We start from the raw sequence: 22,282 nt of genomic DNA, 5'->3' as shown, positions 1-22,282 counted from the left end.
ATTAATATTTCCAAGGTGTGTAATGGGATGAATAAGGGTTCATATAAGGATTACTTTGGCAATTAGGGTGCATCGGATGTGACATCATCGGTTGCTGCATCATATAAGGCATCATTTGATGCATATGTTCAGGCATCACTTGGGACATATGATGTCCATAATAATTATTTTGTGGATAATGGGAAGTCCCCATAGATTCAGGATCATAGACATCATCAAAATCATCTACATCGTGATAATTTTCAACATTCTCTTCGAATTCACCTAGCACCTGATGATTATCTTCTACTTTTTCAATACCTTTTGTTTTTAATTCAGAAGAATCCTTTAACCAATCAGGTAAACCGTCTTCATCATCGAACGAATTATCCATTGCTGGTGCCACATCCATTGAAGGGGAAACATCATAATTCGGTTCAAAATGCGGAAGTCCATAAGGCATTACTTCATTCCGATAGCCGCCACCGCATCCGCAGTCATGATGTTGTACAGGTTGCTCCTGACATCCACATGGGTATGGTTGATGATGATAATATGGTTGTTCCTGACATCCACACAAATCAAAATAATGTGGTTGCTCGAAACATTCACACGGATGGTGATAGTATTGCGGCATACATGGTACATAAATAATTTGAGGTTGCGGAACAGGTACATATTCCACTTCTTTTTCTACTTTTGTTTCTACTTTTGGCTGCGGCATTGGTTGTTGTGGTACTTCAACAAAAATTGGCTGTACTTGCATCATTGGCTGTTGTGGTACTTCAATAAAAATCGGTTGTGCTTGCGGCATTGGTTGTGCTTGTGGGTGTTGTTGTTGGAATTGTAATTGTGGTGCAAAATCGAAATGGAATTGTGGTGTTAAATCGAACTGTGGCATCGGCATCGGAATTGGAACAGGTGCTGGTATAGGCGCCTTTTCCACCGGTTTTTCTTGTGTTAATTTTTCCTTCGGTGCAGTTTGTTTTGGCTTTGTGATTGGTGCTGTTTGTTGTTCCTTTGTAATTGGTGCTGTTTGTTGTTGCTTCGGCATCGGCGCTGTCTGTTGTTCCTTTGTCATCGGTGCCGTTTGCTGTTCTCTTGTCATTGGTGCAGTTAGCTGTTCTTTCGTCATTCTTGACGATTCATTACTATTTGGGTTTGCATTTGTATTGGCATTTGAACCATTATCCGGTAAAATAATTTCCATTCCTGGAACAATATAATCTGGGTTAGCCAAATGCGCATTTAAACGTTTTAACTCATCAAGTCCAATCCCATACTGTTTGGCAATTCGCCATAATGTCTCACCTTTTTGAACAATATGAATTCGCACAAACATCCTCCTTTTCTCGTTTTATAATATGTTACTCAAACGAAAAGGACACAAAAAAATTAAACGATTTGTGTTGTTCCTCGTGATAAACTATGAATGAAGGAGTAATGTATATACATGAAATTTCCAATGAAAGAGGTGCCAAGATGAAAAAAATATTAGGAGAAGAACGGCGCAATACATTGCTCCGTTTATTAAAGAGTTCAAAATCCCCAATAACAGGATCAGATTTGGCTAAACATGCGAATGTATCAAGACAAGTAATCGTCAATGATATGAATTTATTAAAGGCACGAAATGAACCGATTATTGCGACAAGTCAAGGTTACCTTTATATGCTGCGGGACGATCATAATGAAATATATGAAAGAAAAATTGTTTGTTTACATACTGCAGAACAGGCGGAAGACGAAATGTTAACGATAGTCGATTGTGGTGTAACATTAAAAAGCGTGATCGTTGAACATCCTCTTTACGGTGAAATTACCGCTTCCATGATGTTGTCCAATCGTCATGATGTGGATAGCTTCATTAAGCGAGTCAATGAAACGAAAGCAAATTATTTATCTGTACTGACGAACGGTACCCATTTACATGTCCTTTCTGCCTCATCTGAAGAACAATTAAATCTTGCAGAACAGAAGTTAAGGGAAAAAGGATATTTAATAGAAGGATAATAAAAATGGGCACTCGAAAAGAGTAGCCCATTTTTTATTTCAAATTTCACTGTAAAAATCGATCTAAATCATCCTTCTTCGGAATGCTACATTGATTGTTTTTAATTAATTTATGACGATTTTTTGCAATTTTGTCATAAATCAGATCTCGAATAGGTGTCGGAATGATGGTGAATAAATAAAACCCTTTCCATCCTCTATCTAATTTACGACTAATTCGCAATACTGCTGTTGACTTAAAATAACAGTTGTCGCCTTCAATGTAAATGACACTATCTATTGATTTTGGAACGTGAAACTTTTCCATTAAAGTTTGCCCTATATCACTTTGAATTGATGCAAATTTAAAATGCTTTTTATGATCCCTTTTCATAATAAATTGGACTGTTGCATCGCAAAATTGACATTCCCCATCAAATAAAATAATGTTCATATCCTCACCTACTTCACTCTGGTGTTAAATAAGTATCATATGTACCGAGGGATTTCACTGTACAGCCAAGTGCCTTTAATTCTTCAAAAGCTCCCTTCATCATTGGCTCATTTTCATCGGCCAATATATCCATGATGAAGAAATAGTCCCCTAAACCCGTTTTTAATGGCCTCGACTCGATTTTACTTAGGTCCAGTTTGCGCCAAGCATAAACGGAAAGAACTTGGTGGAGCGCACCCGATACATTTTCCGGTAAAGTGAGCATCACCGTTGTTTTCGTTTTCCCTTCCGATTCTTTTCCCTGTAGCCGTATATTTTTTTTTGATAATACGACAAATCGGGTATGGTTAAAATGAAAATCATGTATATTTTTCTCTACAATCTCTAAATTATATTTTTCAGCAGAGGATGTATTTCCGACTGCTGCGATGCAACGATCCGGATTTTCAGAAACTAGCTTTGCTGCTGCTGATGTAGATGAAAACTGATGTAAAGGTACTTTACTAAATCGATAAAACAAATACTTATGACATTGGGCTAAAGCATGGGGATGGGAATAAATTTCTTCTATGTTGTGCCAATTATCTTTTTGCGCTTTATGAACCATTAAATGTTGTTGTATTTTTGACAAAACTTCTGCCACAATAAATAATTCTGCCTCATGATATAAATAGTCAATCGTCAGCGGTACTGTCCCTTCTATAGCATTTTCCAAAGGCACGACTGCCAAATCGACTTTTTCACTTGATACCGCCTCAATACATTCAGGAATCGTTGTATAAGGGATTAACGTTTCATTGGGGAATAAACTTTTTGTAGCTAAATATGTAAAGGATGCCTCTGGTCCTAAATATGCTATTTTGTTTAACTCTTTCTCTTTCACTTTGATCCCTCCACCATTTTCTAACTAGCGCGATTTTTCTTTCAATTTTATGTAAAAAAGAGAGAGCAATTGAAGACTCTCTTACTCTCTTGTCAATCGTTGTTAAAGCGCTCCAGAACTAATGACTTCTGCAGATTCAACAAACTCTAACTTTTTCAATTGTTGTAATAAATCATCCAGTTCAATTTCCATGCTTGTTACATCCAAAGATAATGTCACATTAGCACGCCCTTGAATAGGAATTGTTTGGTGAATTGTTAAAATATTACAATGGGCGATCGATATAATTTCTAATAGTTTGGCAAGTGTTCCCTTCTCGTCTTGCAATTGAATAAAAATTGTTAAAATACGTTCTCGAACAATGGAGTGAAAAGGAAAAACGGCATCTCGATATTTATAAAATGCGCTCCGAGATATATCCACTTCTTTTACTGCATCCCAGATTGAAGAAACTGCACCACTTTGTAGAAGATGCTTTGCTTCCAATGTTTTTTGCATCGCATCCGTCAATACGTCTTCACGTACTAAATAATACCGTTGATTCGCAACGTTTTTCATACTCTCCCTCCAACATCTTCCCAATATACATTAAGCAAACTTTACTCTACAAACTCAAATTCAAATTCTAATAATCGAACGATATCCCCGTCTTTTGCTCCACGTTCACGTAAAGCGTCATCTACGCCCATTCCACGTAATTGTCGTGCAAAGCGACGTACACCGTCTTCTCTACTGAAATCAGTCATTTTAAATAAACGTTCAATGGAGTAGCCAGATAATACATATGCACCGTCATCATCACGAGTAATATCGAAGTCTTCACCTTTTTTCTCGTGTTTATAAAGAACGGATGCATCACTGTCTTCTTCCACCACATCGTGCAATTCGAAATGAGGTGTTACTTCAAGAAGGTCAGCGATTTCAAACAATACCGGTTTTAAACCTTGGCGAGAAATGGCCGATACAGGGAAGACTTTAACGGAATCTCCCACTTTTTCTTTAAATTCTTTTAAATTCTCTTCTGCATCTGGCATATCCATTTTGTTAGCGACAACAATTTGAGGTCTTTCAGTAAGACGTAAATTGTATTGTTTTAATTCTTCATTGATTGTCAAATAATCTTCATATGGGTCACGACCCTCCATACCTGACATATCAATAACATGGACAATTACTCGAGTTCTTTCAATATGACGTAGGAATTGCATACCTAATCCTACACCTTGGTGTGCACCTTCAATTAACCCAGGTAAATCAGCCATGGCAAAACTTCTACCATCTTCTGTTTCAACCATACCTAAATTTGGTACGATCGTCGTAAAATGGTAAGCACCAATTTTAGGCTTTGCAGCTGAAACGACAGATAGTAACGTCGATTTCCCTACACTTGGGAATCCAACTAATCCTACATCGGCTAATACTTTTAACTCTAATATAACATTTAATTCTTGCCCTGGCTCCCCTTTTTCTGCAAGTTCTGGCGCAGGGTTAGCTGGTGTAGCAAAGCGACTATTGCCACGGCCACCACGGCCACCACGAGCAATGACAGCCCTTTGACCATGCTCAACTAAATCTGCAATAACAGCGCCCGTTTCTTCATTCATCACCACTGTACCTGGGGGAACTTTAATTACTAGATCTTCGGAGTTTTTCCCGTGCATCCCCTTACTCATCCCGTGTTCACCACGATTTGCTTTGAAATGACGTTTATATCGGAAATCCATTAAAGTACGCAATCCTTCTTCTACTTCAAAGACAACATTTCCGCCATTGCCGCCATCTCCTCCAGCAGGTCCACCATTTGGGACAAATTTTTCACGGCGAAAGGCGACCATACCATCTCCGCCGTCTCCACCTTTCACATAAATCTTTACGTGATCGACAAACATTACTTTCACTCCTGTTCTATACTCAAAGCATATTTCCACTGATTCGTAGTTTGTTCATATGTTTGAACGGTTAAATTTGTTACTTCATGTTCAAATAAATGGCAATCCCATTTTCCGATTAATTCAAAAGTTAAATGGAATGCTAATTCATTTGATTCAATTTGAATCGTTAGCTCATGTTCAGTAAATGGATCTAAGCTATCATAAACATGAATAACTGTCTTTTCTAAGTATTCTACAATTTGTTCATCTTTTTTCATATCAACCGGACTTGTTACATTACTTTTTAATGTCACTTGGAAAGCTGGGTAGCGCCATTGAAGCGTTTGTAACCATTCTACTGTATTTGGTAATTTTAGTTTATTGATATTTGAAAGGGTTTTACATTGTTCAGAAATTTGCTCAATAATTTTTTTTGATTCTTCTACTCTGCCCAAATCCAAGTTCATTTTGATCAGCTGTAGTTGATTCATATAATCATGATTTGCAAATCTTAATACTTCATTTACTGATAGGGATAGAGTTTTCATTTTGAACCTCCACATGATAGAAAAATGCTACTAAATTCTTTTTTAGTATAACAAGTTTTTCTATACTTTTCCCTTTTTTCCCCTAATTCTGTAAGAATACTATAAGAAAATTTCAGTTATCCATTAGAGATATAGTATCATTCGTCATTTTTATCAAATTAAAAATATACCCTTAACACATGAAAAAGGACTGCTGTCTAGCAGTCCTTTCATTTAAATATGGAATTAAGCTTCTTGAGCTACAGGGTAAACACTTACTTTTTTCTTGTCGCGGCCTAAACGTTCGAATTTAACAACGCCGTCAACTTTAGCGAAAAGTGTGTCATCTCCACCACGGCCTACGTTTGTACCTGGGTAAATTTTTGTACCGCGTTGACGGTAAAGAATTGAACCACCAGTTACGAATTGACCATCAGCACGTTTCGCACCAAGGCGTTTTGCTTCAGAGTCACGTCCGTTCTTTGTAGAACCTACCCCTTTTTTCGAAGCGAAAAATTGAAGGTCTAAAGATAGTAACAATTTCATTTCGTTCCACCTCCTACTAGGCTACTTGGTTGTAGTTAATTTGAATATATTGTCCATAGTTTTGAACCATCGAGTAAACTTGAGCAGTCATTACTTGGACAATAAGTTGTAATTTTGCATCGACTTCTCCGTCTATATCAGTAGGAAGATCTACACGAAGGTAGCCACCGCCTTCTGTTGCTTGATCAATTTTCGGTTCAATTTGAAGTAGAGCATAAATTGCATTTACAGTACCAATGGCAATTGTAGATGCAGCTGCACATACTAAATCTTTCCCCGTTTGATCGTACTCAGCATGACCTGAGAATTCATATGCAGAAACATGTCTATTTTCATCGTGATGAATCGTAACAGTAATCATTTTATTCACCTCGATTTATTAAGCGTTGATTGATTCAACAACTAATTTTGTGTAAGGTTGACGATGACCTTGTTTACGACGGTAGTTTTTCTTCGCTTTGTATTTGAATACAGTAATTTTTTTAGCGCGTCCTTCTTTTACAACTTTCGCTGTAACAGTAGCACCTGCAACAGTTGGAGCTCCAACTTTCACTGTTTCTCCACCTACGAATAAAACTTTATCAAATGTTACTACTTCATCAGCTTGAACACCTAGTTTTTCAACATAGATTTCTTGTCCAGCTTCTACTTTGATTTGTTTTCCACCAGTTTCGATAATTGCGTACATTAAAATGCACCTCCTCTTAGACTCAGACTCGCCTGTAACGAAAGGTGATCTTTCGATTCTTAAAAAACCTTTCCAGAGCGGTTGTAGCACGGGTGCTACAAACAATAACATTAAAAATACTACCACAACAATACTCTCACGTCAATCTTTTCATAACATGTTTCTCAAAGGCAAACCGATATTTTCGATATCTCCATTCATTGACGATTTGAAGGAGTAGAAATAAACTCAATCCTAATAAAAATAAAGTTTTTGGCAATAAAATAAAGGTGATAAATACCGAAATCGTAATGAGTAGTAATGATAATGTTAAATAAAGTTCAATCATTCGAATACGCGGATGAAAAATTAAAATTAATGATAACATCATTCGACCACCATCTAATGGCCAAATTGGAATGATATTAATCGCTAGTAAAATAAGTTGAATTTTTAAAAATGGATCCGCTACTAAAGGATCCAACAATGGTGTCACAGCGATACATCCGATTGTAGCAAGCGGTCCACCTATGGCGATGATGAATTGTTTTCGTGGCGAAATAGACATACCACCTCTCAATACTATTTCACCGCCATAGGGCATAATAACACAGCGTTCCACTTTTACTTTACAAAGATAAGCAGCAATTATATGGCCAATTTCATGAATTATTAAAGAAGATAAAATAAGTGCATAATACGAAACGTTACCATATAACACCATACTAAAAAGAACCGGTAAAAATAATGGATGAATTGTCATACGCATCATGATTGCGTATGCTCTTTCATCCATTCTAACGTTTCCTCAAGATTTAAAACTTTCCCATTCTCCTCAATTTTAATATAAAGATCTCCCGGTTCTTTATTCGCAATCGTACTTCCTCTCTCAATAGAAGTATAAGGCAGTAAAGAAAAGGAATCCACATTGCCATATGTGACCGTTGTATCGTCTTCGTAATAAACTGAGATTGTTTTGCCTGTATTTTTTGAATGCCCTGTATAAACGACCAATCCATTTTCAATCGCGAGAATCGGAATAGGCTGCTCGAAGGTTAATAAGTATCCGCTATCATAAGGTTTGACAGCAACAAAGGATAATAATTCTTGATTTACTTTATCCGAGGAAACAGTAATCGTCGTATCCGGTTCTTTTCCAAATACTTCTCTTAAAAAATTTCTCATAATGGTTAAATCTTCGGAACTATATACAATTTTATTTACGTCTACTGCAATTTGCCCTCTTTCATGTAATTGACTTCCAACTAATACAACTACGCAGAGAAGAACAGCAGCAATCCATTTCCATAATTTGTTCACTACCTCATCCATTCTCATTTTTCATAGTATATGAAAAATATGAAAATAGGATTCAATTTGAACGAAAAAAGAAACTGTCCAATTTAGTCGAATTATAAAAAATAGAGACCTAAAAAAAGGTCAACAAACAAAAAAGAAAATTTACGTACACAAAAGGATACGAATTACCTATAATTTAACAAAGGAAATGAAATGAACCGTCTCTTCTAAAAAACGTCTATTTATAAAAAATAAAAGGTTATTGATTCGGACATCAATAACCTTTTTCTCTATTAGACTATTTTGAAAAAATAGAAATCAACTTTTTAAACATGCCTTTTGAATGATCTTCCAGCGCCATTAATGGAACCGATTCACCTAATATTCTTCTCGCAATATTACGATATCCTAGAGAAGCTTTATTGTTTGGATCCATAACAATTGGTTCCCCACGATTCGAAGAACTAATAACATCCTCACTATCAATGACAATACCTAATAAATCAATAGATAGGTGGGTTGTAATTTCATTAATATCAAGGGTATCCCCATTTTTCATTAAATCTTTTCGAATACGATTAATGATTAATTTAGGTGGTTCAATATTTTCCTGTTCCAATAAACCGATAATTCGATCCGCATCGCGAACAGCCGAAATTTCTGGTGTTGTTACGACAATCGCTCGATCAGCACCTGCTACAGCGTTTTTGTAACCTTGTTCAATACCTGCAGGACAATCAATTAAAACATAATCATATTCACGTTTTAATTCATCGACTAAACTCTTCATTTGCTCCGGTGTAACGGCATTTTTATCCGTCGTTTGAGCAGCAGGTAATAAAAATAGTTTTTCATCAACACGCTTGTCCTTTACTAACGCTTGATGAATTTTACAGCGACCTTCTACGACATCGACTAAGTCATAAATAATTCGATTGTCTAAACCTAATACTAAGTCTAAGTTACGTAAACCGATATCTGTATCAATTAAACATACTTTTTTCCCTTGAAGAGCCAATGCAGTTCCCAGATTGGCAGTTGTTGTTGTTTTACCTACCCCGCCTTTACCTGAAGTTATAACGATTGCTTCCCCCACATTAGCTTCCTCCTTTAACCGTACTTAATAATGGTCGTATATTTCTCACTTCTTGTACTCGTTCATAAGAAATGTGGCCTTCTTGATTAATATATGCAAAAATTTGTTCCGCATTTTCTTTAACAAATGGCTTTTCATTTGACATAATTTCAATTTGATCGTCAATTAATACGTGCGTAGGTTCAAAATGTGAAGCAACGATAATCGCTTCTTTATTTCCCTTTAATCCAGCGTGGGCAATTCCTCTTAAATTACCCAACACATATATACTGCCACCAGCTTCTATTTTCCCGTTTGGATTGACATCACCAATAACAACGATATCTCCAATCGCATTTAAGATTTGTCCCGAACGGACGATTCCTATATATGTTTCACATTGACTAGCTTGCTCTATCTCCATTTTTTCTTGGATAGTTATGACATCACTATGCACTTTCGACACGTGCATTTTCCCAGGGCTTTGTACAATTGCAATAAGTTCCTCTTGTTGTTCAGTCGAAAGATAACGTTTTCCTAAATGAAGTTGAACATCTACCTTTCCATCAATTCCGCCTTCTGAAACTTTGCGTTTCAGTTCCTCTACTAGTTCTGCGTAGGCGCACTGATCGTCTAGCCGAAGTACTAACCCTTCTTTTGTCCCTTTAATATGGACAAGCTGTTTTTTCATAATTAAGCGACACCTCACGCCAAATCAATTTAAGAATTATCTTGGGCACGCTGCAACACACGCGCGTTGATTAAATATTTAAATGCCCAACCAAGCATTATTAAAAATAATAAATTAGCTATCATTGTTGGTAGTAGGCGGTTACTTAAAAATTCACCTACTGGAATCGTAGTAAATTGAATGAAGTAAAAGAAATAATATAAAACAACTTCCATAAGAGCAACTAAAATTAACGATAAAATCGTCGTAACGCTTAAATGTTGATGAATGAATTTCACGGATGATCCAGCTATAAAGCAAACTGCAGGGTATAAAAAGGAATATAATCCAATAATATCAATGTAAAACACATCATACAAGAGCCCAAAAATTAAACCATATATACAAGCTCTTTTACGACTGTAGTAAATAGAAATGAAAATTAAGTAAAGGATGACAAAACGTGGTACAAAGTAAACTGTTTCGCCTCCCCAATCAATAGGAGAGAATAACGCAAATTCTGGTTCAAGCAAAAATAAAACGACTGCAACGAAGGGAATTAAAAATCTTACCATTACTCTTCACCTTCGTCAGTAGTTTCATTTGTCGTGCCGTTCGTTAAATCTGCATTTGTATTTCCTCCATCAGAACCGTCTACTGAAATAACTGTTCTTTGGGCAATGACAACATCCTCTAATAAAGAAAAGTCTGCAGCCGGTTTTACATATGCAAGTTTTGTTAGTCCATAATCATCCGTTGTTACTTCCGTAATTTCCCCAATTGGAATACCTTTCGGGAAGACTCCTCCTAATCCAGAAGTGACAACTTGTTCTCCAACATTTACTTTGAAGCTAGAATCAATTCTTTTTAATATTAATTCATTACGCTCTACGTCATATCCTTCAATCAAACCAAAAATATCTGATTTTTCTCCTTGAACAATAGCAGAAACACGATAATTAGGATTATTCGTATGAAGTAACTCTACCTCTGAAGTAAACGGCGTAACTAAACTAATTTTACCAATCAATCCGTTTGCTGTCATTACAGCCATATTTAATTCTACACCATGGGACGACCCTTTGTTGAGTATAATTTTCTCTTCCCATTGATCCGGATTTCGAGCAATAACCGTGGCATTTAGCGGATTAAAATCTGCTAAACTCTCTTCTTTGCCTACTAGTTCTTTTAACGATTCATTTTCAGATTGCAATGTATTAACTTCCGCCTGAAGTACAGCAAAATCTTCCAAACGCATTTTTAAGCGCTTATTTTCTTCGTACGTATTTAATAAAGAATTAATATCATTAAAAATCCCTGTTATGTAATTTGTTGGCTTTGCAACAAGAGATTGCGCAAAGCCAACAGTGTCTTTAATAAATTGTTCGGGTACGCTTGCGTTTTGTCGATCCCGTAATGAGAAGCTAATCAATGCCACAAGGAATATCATGCCAACTAGTAGCAATATTAATTTCTTGTTTGAAAAAAAATGTGGCATTGGTATTCCTCCTTACCCTTTCATCTGTTGAGAACGAACTAAATCGATATGTTCTAAAGCTTTTCCTGTTCCAATCGCTACACAATCCAACGGGTTTTCTGCAATGAATACAGGCATATTCGTTTCATCACTAATCACTTTATCTAAATTACGAAGAAGTGCTCCACCACCAGTTAACACAATTCCTCTTTCCATTACGTCTGCAGAAAGCTCAGGAGGTGTTTGTTCTAAAGTTTTTTTGACGCCATCAATAATAGTAGAGATAGCTTCTTTTAATGAATCTGAAATTTCTTCAGATGTAATCTCGATTGTTTTCGGTAATCCTGTTAATAAATCACGTCCACGGATTTCCATTTTTTCATTACTATCATCGACACGAGCTGTGCCAATTTCAATTTTAATTTTTTCCGCAGTGCGTTCACCGATCGTTAAGTTATATGTTTTACGAATGTAACTAATGATTGATTGATCCATTGCATCGCCACCGATACGAACAGATTCACTAGTTACGATACCACCTAAAGAAATAACCGCTACTTCTGTAGTACCTCCACCAATATCAACAACCATCGAACCTGTAGGATCCCAAACTGGTAAATCTGCACCGATAGCAGCTGCAAATGGTTCTTCAATTGTAAAGGCTTCTTTCGCACCAGCTTGTCTAGATGCATCAATGACCGCACGTTGTTCAACAGATGTAATTCCATAAGGAACACAGATCATGACATTTGGTTTTTTCCAGTTTGAACCAGAATTTTTCAATGCCTGTTTTAAATAATATTCAATCATTGCTGTTGTAATATCAAAATCTGCAATAACACCGTCTTTCATAGGGCGAATTGCTACTATTGAACCAGGTGTACGACCAATCATATTTTTCGCATCATTACCTACTGCTACAATGTCACCTGTTTTTGTATTTTTTGCTACTACTGAAGGTTCGCGTAAAACGATTCCTTTTCCTTTAATAAAAACTAATGTATTCGCTGTGCCAAGATCGATCCCGACATCTTTATTTCCTAATCCAAACAATTTTGTACTCCCTTTCTCTGTAAGCAATTCTATAATCGTTGCTTATAAACTAAGAATTATTATAGCGGAAAAGCTCGAAAAATTATAGTGCTACTTGTACTGTTCTATCATATTTGTCAAACTTCATTCAATTATTATCGACATTTTTCATTTTATTTCGATTCTCTCAATGAAACAAATAAAATAATTATGTAAGTTTTTACATTCTTGTAACAAGCACTCCATACAAATGACGAAAAAAATCAAAATAGGTTCGTTAATTTAAAAATGAAATATGAAAGAATTATTTTTAATATAAACCATTCTTTTTAACATGCTTTTGTTAACTTATTGTAAATGAAATGTTACATCATTTCATTTCAACTTATTTTGCCCAAAATAAAAGTCGAAATCCGTTCAAACGGACATTCGACCCTTATAATTCAAATTATAGGAAGATTACATATATCCTTTTTCCTTTAAACTAATAAATTGATGGTCTCCAATAATAACATGGTCTATTAATTCGATGCCAATAATATATCCCGCTTCTTGAAGCCGTTTTGTTACTTCAATATCCTCTGGGCTCGGCGTTGCATTGCCCGATGGGTGATTATGGGCACAAATAATAGAAGCAGCAGACCGTTTTACTGCCTCTCGAAAAATTTCTCGAGGGTGAACGATGCTTGAATTTAAACTACCAATAAAAATCGTTTGCTTATGCAAAACTTGATTTTTTACATTTAAAAATAAGGTAACGAAATGTTCTTGTTGAAGGGATGACATTTCAGGCATTAAATAGGTGGCTACATCTTGTGGGGAACGAATCGTAAAACGAGAATCAACTTGTTTTTGGGCTAGTCTTCTACCAAGTTCAATAGCTGCTAACAGTTGAACAGCCTTAGCTTCACCTATTCCTTTAATCGCTACAATTTCCTCTAATGTAGCGTACTTCAGTTCATGAAGCTTTTCAAAATAAGTTAATACTCGATTAGCTAACGTTAAAACCGATTCTTGTTTCGTACCAGTCCGTAAAAGAATGGCGATTAATTCTTGGTTAGATAAACTTTGGGCTCCTTGTCGAATTAACCTTTCCCTCGGCCGATCCTCAACATGCACATCACGTATTTTTAGCTCTGGAAATACGGCAACCGTCATTCAATTATCACTTCCCTTAAAACTTTATAATATTTAAAGCAACTAATTTTTCAAATAGGCTTGCTAATGGTAGTCCTACAACGGTGTTATAATCTCCTTCAATACGATCAACAAATAAAACACCATCGGTTTGAATACCGTACCCCCCTGCTTTGTCAAAAGGATCTCCCGTTTGAACGTAAGCTTTTATTAATTCTAGAGGGACATTTTTAAAGTGCACGTTCGTCACTTCTACAAGTGTCTCTTCGTTACCATCCGGACAAATAATGACTACAGCTGTCATTACCTGGTGATGATTATTTGATAATTTCGTTAAGTGGGAGATGGCTTCTTCCTCTGTTTTTGGTTTATGCAACAATGTATCTTCGAATACAACGATTGTATCTGCACCAATGATTGTTTTCCCTACTTCTCTTTTTGCCACGTCTCTCGCTTTTAATAATGCTACTTCTCGTACGTAATCTTTTAAATTATCAGCTTGCACAGTTGTTTCTTCTACATTGCTTGTCACAACATCAAAGGGAATACCTAACGTTGAAAAAAGTTCTTTTCTCCTTGGTGATGCTGATGCTAAAACGATTTGGTGATCTGTTTTAAAATTCATGTCCATTCCTCCTACCTTTATGATAGCTGAGGATTGGAAATTTGAAAAATAACTTTCATTTATCAATCATATTTTTCCCCTAAAAAAATTCATTAAAATTCGATTTTCATACAATCATTTTGACTAAAATAATGGGCAATTAAATGCAGGCGAGCATTGCCTAAATCTTGCGAAAAGCTTGATAACGCTGAAGTGATTGATTGCCAATCTTGCGGAACATTATCAGGAACATTCCCCTCTTCAAAATAAAATTTTGAAGGGTCGTTACTTTTTAAATATGTTGGTAAATTTTGCAAAGTTGGTTCACTACATGCAGCACCTGAAAATCGAAATGTCTTTGCAAAAGAGGTTGGATTTTCTGACAAAATCAGTTCTTCTTTTACAGGCGTAATCGAAGACCATACATAATAATTACCATCCACTTCTACAATAGCACTTGTATTTAAAGAGGCATGTTGAGATATAAATTCCGTAGCCGCCTCATTACTCTTAAACACCCCGTATTGGTTTGCGAAGAATTCCACAGATAATTTATCATCTTTTGTTGCTGTTTCTTCCTTCGATTCTTCCGTAGCTTGTACTGGAACGGTTTCCCCATCTCCCCCATTGGCTTGGTCAGTCGAAGAATTCATCGAATTGAGTAAGATGATAAAAAATATCACTCCCGCTAGCCCAGCGACTGATCCTATAATTGCTGCATGCATAAGTTCTCTTTTTCCTATAACCTTCGGAAATTTCATTCGCATCACCTCATTGTAACCGTAACAAATCAACAATGAAAAAAAGCGAGACTTTTGACGCCTCACTTAAAAAATATTTCGCAAAAACTAATGAAATTCGATATAATTCAACATTACTTACAACCAACATTCTCATTTTTTGCCTGTTTCATACCTATCACTTTCATCTGGTTAACAGTTCTCTGATGATACCTAATAAATATAGAGATCCCGTCACAAAGGTTTTAATCGGCTCATTTGTCGCATTTTGTATGAAGGAAACCGGATCCGTTAAAATAACTTTTTTAGAAGCATTACTTAATTTACATATATCTTCTGCTTTCATCGCCCGCTCATTTGGAAAGTCAACAAAATAAAATTCATCACTTACTTGTTCTAACAATTGAAGGACAGAATCAACATCTTTATCTGCTAGCATCCCAATCACAAAACGGACAGGGTCATTCGGAAATTGGGATCTAATCGTTTGAACTAAAGCATTTGCGCTGGCAGGATTATGGGCTCCATCAAAATACACATTCGGCATTACTTCCTCAAACCTTCCAGGCAATTGGGCACTTTTTACACCTTGTTGAATTTTTCCGATTTCCAACGGGATTCGAAAATGTTGTGCAATTTTGATGAAAGCGGTAATGGCTAAAGCCATATTATCTGCTTGATGTTTTCCTGGTAATAAACGTGTAAGGTGAGGTATTTCCAATCCTTGTTCCTTATTGCGATAAACATCTTCTTCACCAACCGTTGCCACATCAAAATGTTCCCCTAAAGCTAAAACGGGTGCTGATTTATTTTCGGCTTCATTTTTCACAACAATTAATGCTTCTTCCGATAATCGCCCTATAACCACTGGTCTACTTTGTTTAATAATGCCCGCTTTATGCTTTGCAATGCTTTGAATGGTTGGTCCAAGAAACTTCGTATGGTCTAATGCAATACTTGGTATGATGGAAAGTAGTGGCGTTACCACATTTGTACTATCCTCTCTTCCCCCCATTCCAGCTTCAAGCAAAACAAGATCTACCTTTTTCTTCGCAAAATAAAGAAAGGCGATGCAAGTTAACAGTTCAAAATCAGTTAACTTACCACTTAAACCCGATAGACTCAACTGTTGAAAAATTTTATCCATTTCCTTATTGGTGATTGGTTCCCCATTGATTTGTATTTGATCATGAACATCAACAATACAAGGGGACATAAACTTTCCGACGGTTAGTCCATGATTTTTTGCAATTTGCTCAATAAAAGTCAAAGTGGAACCTTTTCCATTAGTCCCAGCTATATGAACGACTTGCAACTGATCTTGTGGATGATGAAGTGCTGTTAAAGCGGCTTTGATTGCTTCTAATCCCGGTTTTATGGATAGGTCACTTTCTACGTTCCATTTCCGTTTATAGTCATCTAACTTTGGAATCATGACAGTTCTCTTCCTTCTCTACTAAAAATTTTCGAACTTCTGCTATGAAGTATAATGATCCTGTAATAATTAAAAGTTCATTTTCTTTTCTATTAGCCAATTCAACTTCGATTAACTGCATCCAATTTTCATTGACATTCACCTTCGAATGGCTTGACTTGCTTGCTAAGACCCGAGCTTTCGCTGCACGGGGTAAATCAATTTCAGTAAAATTCATCGCTGATGCCACTTGATCCATCATTTGAATACTCATCTCATGATCTTTATCTTGTAATGCGGCATAGATGAATTTGTATTGTTTGTTTGGATACACTTTTTTTAATGTTTCAATTAAAGCTGTAGTACCTTCGGAATTGTGGGCTCCGTCAATAATGACACCCTCACCTATCTGTTCGAATCTTCCTTCCCAGCGTGCATTTTGCAATGCTTGCCGAATAGTAGATTCTTTAATATTACGATCAAAGAGTAAAGAAGCTGTAATCGCTAATGCTGCATTATCAATTTGATGATTTCCTTGCATCACTAAAGGAATGGAAGGAAAAACGTGTTGTTGAAAATGATAGTCGAATTGTTGTAGTAGCCCTATTTTTTCATTTGATGTAACAATTGACTCATTTAAAAAATACATTGGTGCATTGCATTCCGCGCCCCGCTGTCTAATCACTTTTTGCGCGTTCATTTGTTTCACACCAACAACGACAGGCTTTTCAAATTTAATAATTCCAGCCTTTTCAAAGGCGATTTTTTCAATCGTATCCCCTAATATGTCGGTATGCTCTAAAGAAATCGTTGTAATGACCGAAACTTCTGGTGTGATGACATTCGTAGAATCGATTCGTCCGCCAATTCCTGTTTCCATTAAGGCGACATCGACCTTTTCATTCGCAAAATGCATTAAAGCAATGACTGTCATAATTTCAAAAAAACTTGGAAACTGTCCATCCAAATTTGTTTCGATAATTTTTGCGACTTTATTGGCATATTGTAAAAATGCTTCATCCGAAATTTGAGTATGATTAATCGTAATCCGTTCATTCACCCTTTCTAAATGGGGTGAAATAAAAGCGCCAACTCGCAATCCATGTTCCGTTAAAATAGCTCGGGTTGCATTTAAAGTGGACCCTTTCCCGTTCGATCCAGCAAAATGAATAAACTTTACCTTTTCCTCGGGATTTCCTAACAGCTGTAAAATTTTCCGAACAGCTTCTAGCGGTTGTCCTTTATATGTACTTGCCTTTAATGTAAAGATGAAATTCGTACATTCTTCTATAGAGTGAAACATATTTTCTTCTCCTCGATTCATTCATTAAAAAAACAACAATTCTCCAACTTAAGGTTATTGTAAAAGAAAAAATGCCCTAGTTAAACTAGGACATCTTTTATCATATTACATATTTTTTAATTCTGCTAAACGTTTTTCAACCGCTTCATATTTTTCTTGATAATCAGCCAGTTTTTCTCGTTCTTTTGCAACTAAAGCTTCTGGAGCTTTTGAAACAAATTTCTCGTTTGAAAGTTTACCAGAAACTAATTTCACTTCTTTCGCCCATTTTTCTAATTCTTTTTCTAAACGAGCAATTTCTTCATCTAAGTTAATTAATCCTGCAAGTGGTAAATAAATTTCAGCGCCTGATACTACTGCCGTCATGGATTGGGCAGGTGCTTCTAATGCTACTCCAATAGATAAAGTTTCTGGGTTACAGAACTTTTCGATATAAGCAGTATTGTCTTCTAACACTTTCGCTGTTTCCCCATCCTTAGCAGAAATAAATAATGGAACTTTTTTACTCATTGGCGTATTTACTTCAGCTCGAATGTTACGAACAGAGCGAATAATATCTGTTAATAGCTTCATACTTTCCGCATCTTGAGTAAAGTTAAACTGTTCTTTAACTGTTGGCCATGCAGCAACTGTAATTGACTCGCCTTCATGTGGAAGGTGTTGCCAAATTTCTTCTGTAATGAAAGGCATAAACGGATGTAATAATCGCATTGTTTGATCAAGTACGTAAGCAAGAACAGAACGTGTTGTTTTCTTCGCTGCTTCATCTTCTCCATAAAGAGGTAGTTTCGCCATTTCAATATACCATGAACAGAAATCGTCCCAAATGAAGTTATACAATTCACGGCCTACTTCACCGAATTCATAACGATCTGCTAAATTTGTTACCCGCTCAATCGTTTCATTTAAACGAGTTAAAATCCATTTATCCGCAACATTTAAATGACCTGTTAAATCGATTTCCTCATATTTCATCCCATCCATGTTCATTAAAGCGAAACGGGAAGCGTTCCAAATTTTATTGGCAAAGTTCCAAATCGATTCTACTTTTTCTGTTGTATAACGTAAATCTTGACCTGGAGATGATCCAGTTGCTAAGAAATAACGTAAGGAGTCGGCACCATATTGGTCGATTACTTCCATTGGATCTACACCATTGCCGAGGGATTTACTCATTTTACGTCCTTCACCATCACGAACTAACCCATGAATTAATACATCTTTAAATGGACGTTCCCCTGTAAATTCTTTCCCTTGGAAAATCATTCGAGAAACCCAGAAGAAAATAATATCATATCCCGTTACTAATGTACTTGTTGGGTAGTAACGTTTATAAAGTTCATTATTTTCATCAGGCCAGCCCATAGTAGAGAATGGCCATAGAGCAGAAGAGAACCAAGTATCTAATACGTCTTCATCTTGCGTCCAATTTTCTGCATCTTTCGGAGCCTCTTTCCCTACATAAACTTCTCCTGTTTCGTTATGATACCAAGCTGGGATTTGGTGACCCCACCAAAGTTGACGTGAAATACACCAGTCACGGATATTTTCCATCCAACGGGAATACGTATTTTCAAATCGGGAAGGAACAAAGTTTACTTTACTTTCTTCATTCCCTTGTAAGTTAAGAGCAGCCTCTGCTAACGGTTGCATTTTTACAAACCATTGTTTTGATAAATATGGTTCCACAACAGCACCTGAACGTTCTGAGTGACCTACAGAGTGGGTATGAGGCTCGACTTTAATAAGTACTCCTGCTGCCTTTAAATCTTCTACAATTTGTTTACGGCATTCGAAACGATCCATCCCTTGATACTTTCCAGCATTTTCATTCATCGTACCATCTTCGTTCATCACGAGAATACGTTCTAAGTTATGGCGGTTACCAACTTCAAAGTCATTTGGATCATGGGCAGGTGTCATTTTTACAACCCCTGTACCGAATTCCATATCTACGTAATCATCTGCTACGATAGGAATCTCACGACCAACGATTGGCAGGATAACGGTTTTACCAACTAAATGTTTATAGCGTTCGTCATTTGGATGAACGGCTACCCCAGAATCACCAAGCATCGTTTCCGGACGAGTTGTTGCTACTTCCAACACACCTGAACCATCTGCCAATGGATAATTCATATGGTAAAACGCACCTTCAACATCTTTATAAATTACTTCAATGTCAGATAAAGCTGTTTTTGCTGCTGGATCCCAGTTAATAATCCGTTCACCACGATAAATTAAGCCTTTTTCATACAATGAAACGAATACTTCTTTAACGGCATCCGATAAACCTTCATCCAATGTAAAACGTTCTTTTGTATAGTCAAGAGCAAGGCCGATTTTTGCCCATTGCTCACGAATATGGCCAGCATATTCTTCTTTCCATTCCCACGTTTTCTCAAGGAACTTTTGACGGCCTAAATCGTAACGGGAAATCCCTTGTTCGCGAAGTTTCTCTTCAACTTTTGCTTGTGTTGCAATACCAGCATGGTCCATACCAGGTAACCATAATGCGTCGTATCCTTGCATACGTTTCATACGGATTAAAATATCTTGTAATGTCGTATCCCATGCATGCCCTAAATGTAATTTACCTGTTACATTCGGAGGTGGAATTACAATGGAATAGGGCTGCTTTCCGCTTTCAGGCTGTGCTTCAAAAAATTTCCCTTTTAACCACCACTCATAACGACCCGCTTCTATACTTTGGGGATCATACTTCGTTGGCATTGTTAAGTTTGGTTGTTCTGTCATATTGACTCCTCCTTATGATATTTTTTAAAAGCGAATAAAATAAAAAAACTCCTATCGCCCTATCAAAAGGACGAAGGAGTTTTGATTCTATTTTTCGCGGTACCACCTTTAATTCCGAGATAAGGTTATCAATTCAAACGAAATAACACTAATATCTCGACACTCATTGTGGTAACGGGGTTTACCCGGCATTTTGCTACTATCATTTCACAAAAGCTGCTCCAAGGCTACGTTCAAATGGTTGCAAGCAGAAACTTTTCAGCTACCGTTTCCTCTCTTAAGCAAGCAAGCACATTTTACTCTTCCTGTTCATCGCATCCATCATTATTCACTTCACTTTTGTCAACCGATGCAATTTGATGAAACCAATTTAACAATTCATCATAACTATATAGTATAAGACAACGGTTAAACAAAGTATAACTATTCTTATTGTATAATATACCATTAACAGTTTTCAAGTGACATTAAATTTGATGAAAGGAAGTGAAAATATGAAAAAACGAAGTAACTACAATCCCTATTTGTTGCCACCATGGCTTAGGAAAACTCGATTTTTTTGTAAACAAATTGCCATTCCCATTGCGGTTTTCCAAGCTATCCGAACATTAATAGTACCAACAACTGGCGATTTTATTTTATTACTCATATTAGTTTTATTATGTTGGTTATTTGCGAATGATTTTATTTGAGAAATTTAGAATCGTATACGACTCCGTTAATTCTTGATAAAAATCATCCGTATCCGTAGGGAAATATTGAGTCGATTCCACTACTTTATCTTTATTTACAGACTCAGATGTTTCTTCACTATTCTCTACAAGGTTACCACTAGAAAACGTAATATGATCCAATGATTTTCTACTACTTTCATAAGAATCGAATAATACGTTCTCATTTTCTACAACTAGTTCCAGCTCTTCAGTCGGAGTTTGTCCAGAGGTATTAGTTGTATTCTCCACCTCTGGTTGCATTTGAGCAGTTGATGGTTCTTGAACAGTTGGCTCCTCTGGAAAAATAGCATCATGTCCAAAACGAATTTCTTCTGTCATCTGTGATTCTTCTTGTTGTGTTTCATCTTCGTTTAACTGTTCAGTAAATGTGATTGCTTCGTTCAATGGTTCAAGATTCGCTGTTTTTTCTGGTATCGTAGGTTGTTCAGGGAAAACGGCTTCATAATTAAATTGAATTTCTTCAGTTACTGGAGGTTGTTCCGATGACGAATTTTCCACTTCGTAATGGAATAAAGCACCTTCGACAGATTCTTCAAATTGACAATCAACATCCCATTTAAATGTACAATTTGAACCATTATATACAAAGTACGATACATCATTTATACAAATTTGAGGCTGACTTTCACTCGCAACTTTATCACGAGGCAAATCAATTTCTAAAGGTAGTGCATATTCAAAATAACCGTTATTCCCTTCAAATTCCAATTCTTCGATATAAGTACCATCGCTATACTCCGGCAATTCATTTGGATTAAAACGTGCCGTAGCTGCTATATGATAAATACCGACTAAACGAATGGAGTCATCCGTCTCAATTTGTTGCCAAATTGGTTTTATATCAACAGATAGTACTTCTTCCACAACACCTAACTGTTCTGGAAATACAAATTGCGTCATCATATCCCAATTAATATTTTGCATATGGTATCCCTCCCGTATCTACCATATGCTTCAAGAAAATAAGTATGCTAAGAAATGTCTATAAAACTTCCGTAAGTAAAAGGCATTTCATACTTATTCTTATTTTTTATTTTAATAAAAAAGGTTCTAAGTCAAATGTTGGGGTGAGCATTTAGCTCACTCCTAATTTATGCGACCCGAACATCTATATTTTTATA

General features: G+C 36.3%; 25 protein-coding genes and 2 other annotated features. Of the genes, 2 read left to right on the top strand and 23 right to left on the bottom strand.

From position 1 onward, the window contains the following. Nucleotide 1: 1 nt before the first annotated feature. Nucleotides 2-1,315, bottom strand: coding sequence for a LysM peptidoglycan-binding domain-containing protein (locus ACH0B5_RS12930; protein WP_158599728.1), 1,314 nt, complete (start codon nt 1,313-1,315; stop codon nt 2-4). Between the two features lie 146 nt (nt 1,316-1,461). On the opposite strand from ACH0B5_RS12930, the gene ACH0B5_RS12925 reads away from it, so the two are divergent. After that, nucleotides 1,462-1,992: a transcription repressor NadR gene (locus ACH0B5_RS12925; RefSeq protein WP_122973215.1), complete on the top strand. Its 531-nt coding sequence runs from the start codon at nt 1,462-1,464 to the stop codon at nt 1,990-1,992. Nucleotides 1,993-2,038: 46 nt separating this feature from the next. On the opposite strand, the gene ACH0B5_RS12920 is transcribed toward ACH0B5_RS12925, so the two are convergent. From ACH0B5_RS12920 to ACH0B5_RS12820, 21 genes are all read right to left on the bottom strand, one after another. After that, nucleotides 2,039-2,425, bottom strand: coding sequence for a thiol-disulfide oxidoreductase DCC family protein (locus ACH0B5_RS12920; protein WP_406927915.1), 387 nt, complete (start codon nt 2,423-2,425; stop codon nt 2,039-2,041). A gap of 13 nt (nt 2,426-2,438) precedes the next feature. Beyond that, complete coding sequence (pheA, locus tag ACH0B5_RS12915) at nt 2,439-3,308, bottom strand: prephenate dehydratase (protein WP_122973213.1); 870 nt, start codon at nt 3,306-3,308, stop codon at nt 2,439-2,441. Nucleotides 3,309-3,410: 102 nt separating this feature from the next. Further along, entirely contained in the window at nt 3,411-3,866 is a 456-nt protein-coding gene (locus tag ACH0B5_RS12910) for an ACT domain-containing protein (protein WP_122973212.1), read from the bottom strand. Nucleotides 3,867-3,907: 41 nt separating this feature from the next. Next, entirely contained in the window at nt 3,908-5,197 is a 1,290-nt protein-coding gene (obgE, locus tag ACH0B5_RS12905) for a GTPase ObgE (RefSeq protein WP_122973211.1), read from the bottom strand. A 5-nt stretch (nt 5,198-5,202) separates the two neighbouring features. Then, nucleotides 5,203-5,727 (bottom strand): Spo0B domain-containing protein, encoded by a 525-nt coding sequence (locus ACH0B5_RS12900; RefSeq protein ID WP_122973210.1) that lies wholly within the window; start codon nt 5,725-5,727, stop codon nt 5,203-5,205. A gap of 225 nt (nt 5,728-5,952) precedes the next feature. Further along, nucleotides 5,953-6,252: a 50S ribosomal protein L27 gene (gene rpmA / locus ACH0B5_RS12895; RefSeq protein WP_121212831.1), complete on the bottom strand. Its 300-nt coding sequence runs from the start codon at nt 6,250-6,252 to the stop codon at nt 5,953-5,955. Nucleotides 6,253-6,268: 16 nt separating this feature from the next. After that, nucleotides 6,269-6,613, bottom strand: a complete 345-nt coding sequence (locus ACH0B5_RS12890; protein WP_122973209.1) for a ribosomal-processing cysteine protease Prp — start codon at nt 6,611-6,613, stop codon at nt 6,269-6,271. An 18-nt stretch (nt 6,614-6,631) separates the two neighbouring features. Then, the gene (gene rplU / locus ACH0B5_RS12885) at nt 6,632-6,940 is read right to left on the bottom strand and encodes a 50S ribosomal protein L21 (RefSeq protein WP_122973208.1); all 309 of its coding nucleotides are present in this window, start codon (nt 6,938-6,940) and stop codon (nt 6,632-6,634) included. Nucleotides 6,941-6,954: 14 nt separating this feature from the next. Next, nucleotides 6,955-7,033: a sequence feature (ribosomal protein L21 leader region), on the bottom strand. A 43-nt stretch (nt 7,034-7,076) separates the two neighbouring features. Then, the gene (locus tag ACH0B5_RS12880; RefSeq protein ID WP_241559370.1) at nt 7,077-7,715 is read right to left on the bottom strand and encodes a site-2 protease family protein; all 639 of its coding nucleotides are present in this window, start codon (nt 7,713-7,715) and stop codon (nt 7,077-7,079) included. Further along, nucleotides 7,688-8,239 carry a M23 family metallopeptidase gene (locus ACH0B5_RS12875; protein WP_158599727.1) on the bottom strand — a complete coding sequence of 184 codons (552 nt, stop codon included), beginning with the start codon at nt 8,237-8,239 and terminating at the stop codon, nt 7,688-7,690. Before ACH0B5_RS12875 ends, ACH0B5_RS12880 begins: the two co-directional genes overlap by 28 nt. Before the next feature lie 277 nt (nt 8,240-8,516). Next, a complete protein-coding gene (gene minD, locus ACH0B5_RS12870; protein ID WP_341362382.1) occupies nt 8,517-9,314 on the bottom strand; it encodes a septum site-determining protein MinD in 798 nt (265 codons plus the stop codon). Between the two features lies 1 nt (nt 9,315). Then, a complete protein-coding gene (locus ACH0B5_RS12865; protein WP_122971618.1) occupies nt 9,316-9,984 on the bottom strand; it encodes a septum site-determining protein MinC in 669 nt (222 codons plus the stop codon). A 29-nt stretch (nt 9,985-10,013) separates the two neighbouring features. Next, complete coding sequence (gene mreD / locus ACH0B5_RS12860) at nt 10,014-10,538, bottom strand: rod shape-determining protein MreD (RefSeq protein ID WP_122971617.1); 525 nt, start codon at nt 10,536-10,538, stop codon at nt 10,014-10,016. Beyond that, nucleotides 10,538-11,461, bottom strand: a complete 924-nt coding sequence (mreC, locus tag ACH0B5_RS12855; protein ID WP_122971616.1) for a rod shape-determining protein MreC — start codon at nt 11,459-11,461, stop codon at nt 10,538-10,540. The genes mreD and mreC overlap by 1 nt, the downstream gene beginning before the upstream one ends. Nucleotides 11,462-11,473: 12 nt before the next feature. After that, nucleotides 11,474-12,493 carry a rod shape-determining protein gene (locus tag ACH0B5_RS12850; RefSeq protein WP_122971615.1) on the bottom strand — a complete coding sequence of 340 codons (1,020 nt, stop codon included), beginning with the start codon at nt 12,491-12,493 and terminating at the stop codon, nt 11,474-11,476. Nucleotides 12,494-12,931: 438 nt separating this feature from the next. Beyond that, the gene (gene radC / locus ACH0B5_RS12845; RefSeq protein WP_122971614.1) at nt 12,932-13,630 is read right to left on the bottom strand and encodes a RadC family protein; all 699 of its coding nucleotides are present in this window, start codon (nt 13,628-13,630) and stop codon (nt 12,932-12,934) included. A gap of 16 nt (nt 13,631-13,646) precedes the next feature. Continuing rightward, nucleotides 13,647-14,234: a Maf family protein gene (locus tag ACH0B5_RS12840; RefSeq protein WP_406927914.1), complete on the bottom strand. Its 588-nt coding sequence runs from the start codon at nt 14,232-14,234 to the stop codon at nt 13,647-13,649. Nucleotides 14,235-14,326: 92 nt separating this feature from the next. After that, nucleotides 14,327-14,974 (bottom strand): hypothetical protein, encoded by a 648-nt coding sequence (locus tag ACH0B5_RS12835; RefSeq protein ID WP_122971612.1) that lies wholly within the window; start codon nt 14,972-14,974, stop codon nt 14,327-14,329. Between the two features lie 163 nt (nt 14,975-15,137). Beyond that, complete coding sequence (locus ACH0B5_RS12830; protein WP_122971611.1) at nt 15,138-16,388, bottom strand: bifunctional folylpolyglutamate synthase/dihydrofolate synthase; 1,251 nt, start codon at nt 16,386-16,388, stop codon at nt 15,138-15,140. Then, entirely contained in the window at nt 16,369-17,670 is a 1,302-nt protein-coding gene (locus ACH0B5_RS12825; protein WP_406927913.1) for a bifunctional folylpolyglutamate synthase/dihydrofolate synthase, read from the bottom strand. The genes ACH0B5_RS12830 and ACH0B5_RS12825 overlap by 20 nt, the downstream gene beginning before the upstream one ends. Before the next feature lie 105 nt (nt 17,671-17,775). Beyond that, nucleotides 17,776-20,427: a valine--tRNA ligase gene (locus ACH0B5_RS12820; protein ID WP_122971609.1), complete on the bottom strand. Its 2,652-nt coding sequence runs from the start codon at nt 20,425-20,427 to the stop codon at nt 17,776-17,778. A gap of 63 nt (nt 20,428-20,490) precedes the next feature. Then, nucleotides 20,491-20,749: a binding site (T-box leader), on the bottom strand. A 172-nt stretch (nt 20,750-20,921) separates the two neighbouring features. Between ACH0B5_RS12820 and ACH0B5_RS12815 the strand changes: the two genes are divergently transcribed. Further along, entirely contained in the window at nt 20,922-21,119 is a 198-nt protein-coding gene (locus ACH0B5_RS12815) for a hypothetical protein (RefSeq protein WP_122971608.1), read from the top strand. On the opposite strand, the gene ACH0B5_RS12810 is transcribed toward ACH0B5_RS12815, so the two are convergent. Further along, entirely contained in the window at nt 21,096-22,085 is a 990-nt protein-coding gene (locus ACH0B5_RS12810; RefSeq protein WP_406927912.1) for a hypothetical protein, read from the bottom strand. The two genes, ACH0B5_RS12815 and ACH0B5_RS12810, sit on opposite strands and share 24 nt — an antisense overlap. Nucleotides 22,086-22,282: the final 197 nt, after the last annotated feature.

This window comes from Ureibacillus sp. 179-F W5.1 NHS (genome assembly GCF_045369345.1).
Taxonomy (GTDB): domain Bacteria; phylum Bacillota; class Bacilli; order Bacillales_A; family Planococcaceae; genus Ureibacillus; species Ureibacillus halotolerans.
The sequence above is the reverse complement of the archived record's forward strand: the minus strand, read 5'-3'. Positions and strand labels throughout refer to the sequence as shown.

Bases quoted from the DNA above. Each gene is read 5' to 3' on its own strand.
- ACH0B5_RS12890 (WP_122973209.1), bottom strand. From the start codon at position 6,613: ATGATTACTGTTACGATTCATCACGATGAAAATAGACATGTTTCTGCA.
- ACH0B5_RS12840 (WP_406927914.1), bottom strand. From the start codon at position 14,234: ATGAATTTTAAAACAGATCACCAAATCGTTTTAGCATCAGCATCACCA.
- ACH0B5_RS12920 (WP_406927915.1), bottom strand. From the start codon at position 2,425: ATGAACATTATTTTATTTGATGGGGAATGTCAATTTTGCGATGCAACA.
- rplU (WP_122973208.1), bottom strand. From the start codon at position 6,940: ATGTACGCAATTATCGAAACTGGTGGAAAACAAATCAAAGTAGAAGCT.
- ACH0B5_RS12910 (WP_122973212.1), bottom strand. From the start codon at position 3,866: ATGAAAAACGTTGCGAATCAACGGTATTATTTAGTACGTGAAGACGTA.
- ACH0B5_RS12880 (WP_241559370.1), bottom strand. From the start codon at position 7,715: ATGGATGAAAGAGCATACGCAATCATGATGCGTATGACAATTCATCCA.
- ACH0B5_RS12815 (WP_122971608.1), top strand. From the start codon at position 20,922: ATGAAAAAACGAAGTAACTACAATCCCTATTTGTTGCCACCATGGCTT.
- radC (WP_122971614.1), bottom strand. From the start codon at position 13,630: ATGACGGTTGCCGTATTTCCAGAGCTAAAAATACGTGATGTGCATGTT.
- mreD (WP_122971617.1), bottom strand. From the start codon at position 10,538: ATGGTAAGATTTTTAATTCCCTTCGTTGCAGTCGTTTTATTTTTGCTT.
- ACH0B5_RS12810 (WP_406927912.1), bottom strand. From the start codon at position 22,085: ATGCAAAATATTAATTGGGATATGATGACGCAATTTGTATTTCCAGAA.
- ACH0B5_RS12830 (WP_122971611.1), bottom strand. From the start codon at position 16,388: ATGATTCCAAAGTTAGATGACTATAAACGGAAATGGAACGTAGAAAGT.
- mreC (WP_122971616.1), bottom strand. From the start codon at position 11,461: ATGCCACATTTTTTTTCAAACAAGAAATTAATATTGCTACTAGTTGGC.
- ACH0B5_RS12835 (WP_122971612.1), bottom strand. From the start codon at position 14,974: ATGAAATTTCCGAAGGTTATAGGAAAAAGAGAACTTATGCATGCAGCA.
- ACH0B5_RS12900 (WP_122973210.1), bottom strand. From the start codon at position 5,727: ATGAAAACTCTATCCCTATCAGTAAATGAAGTATTAAGATTTGCAAAT.
- rpmA (WP_121212831.1), bottom strand. From the start codon at position 6,252: ATGAAATTGTTACTATCTTTAGACCTTCAATTTTTCGCTTCGAAAAAA.
- ACH0B5_RS12825 (WP_406927913.1), bottom strand. From the start codon at position 17,670: ATGTTTCACTCTATAGAAGAATGTACGAATTTCATCTTTACATTAAAG.
- obgE (WP_122973211.1), bottom strand. From the start codon at position 5,197: ATGTTTGTCGATCACGTAAAGATTTATGTGAAAGGTGGAGACGGCGGA.
- ACH0B5_RS12820 (WP_122971609.1), bottom strand. From the start codon at position 20,427: ATGACAGAACAACCAAACTTAACAATGCCAACGAAGTATGATCCCCAA.
- ACH0B5_RS12925 (WP_122973215.1), top strand. From the start codon at position 1,462: ATGAAAAAAATATTAGGAGAAGAACGGCGCAATACATTGCTCCGTTTA.
- ACH0B5_RS12865 (WP_122971618.1), bottom strand. From the start codon at position 9,984: ATGAAAAAACAGCTTGTCCATATTAAAGGGACAAAAGAAGGGTTAGTA.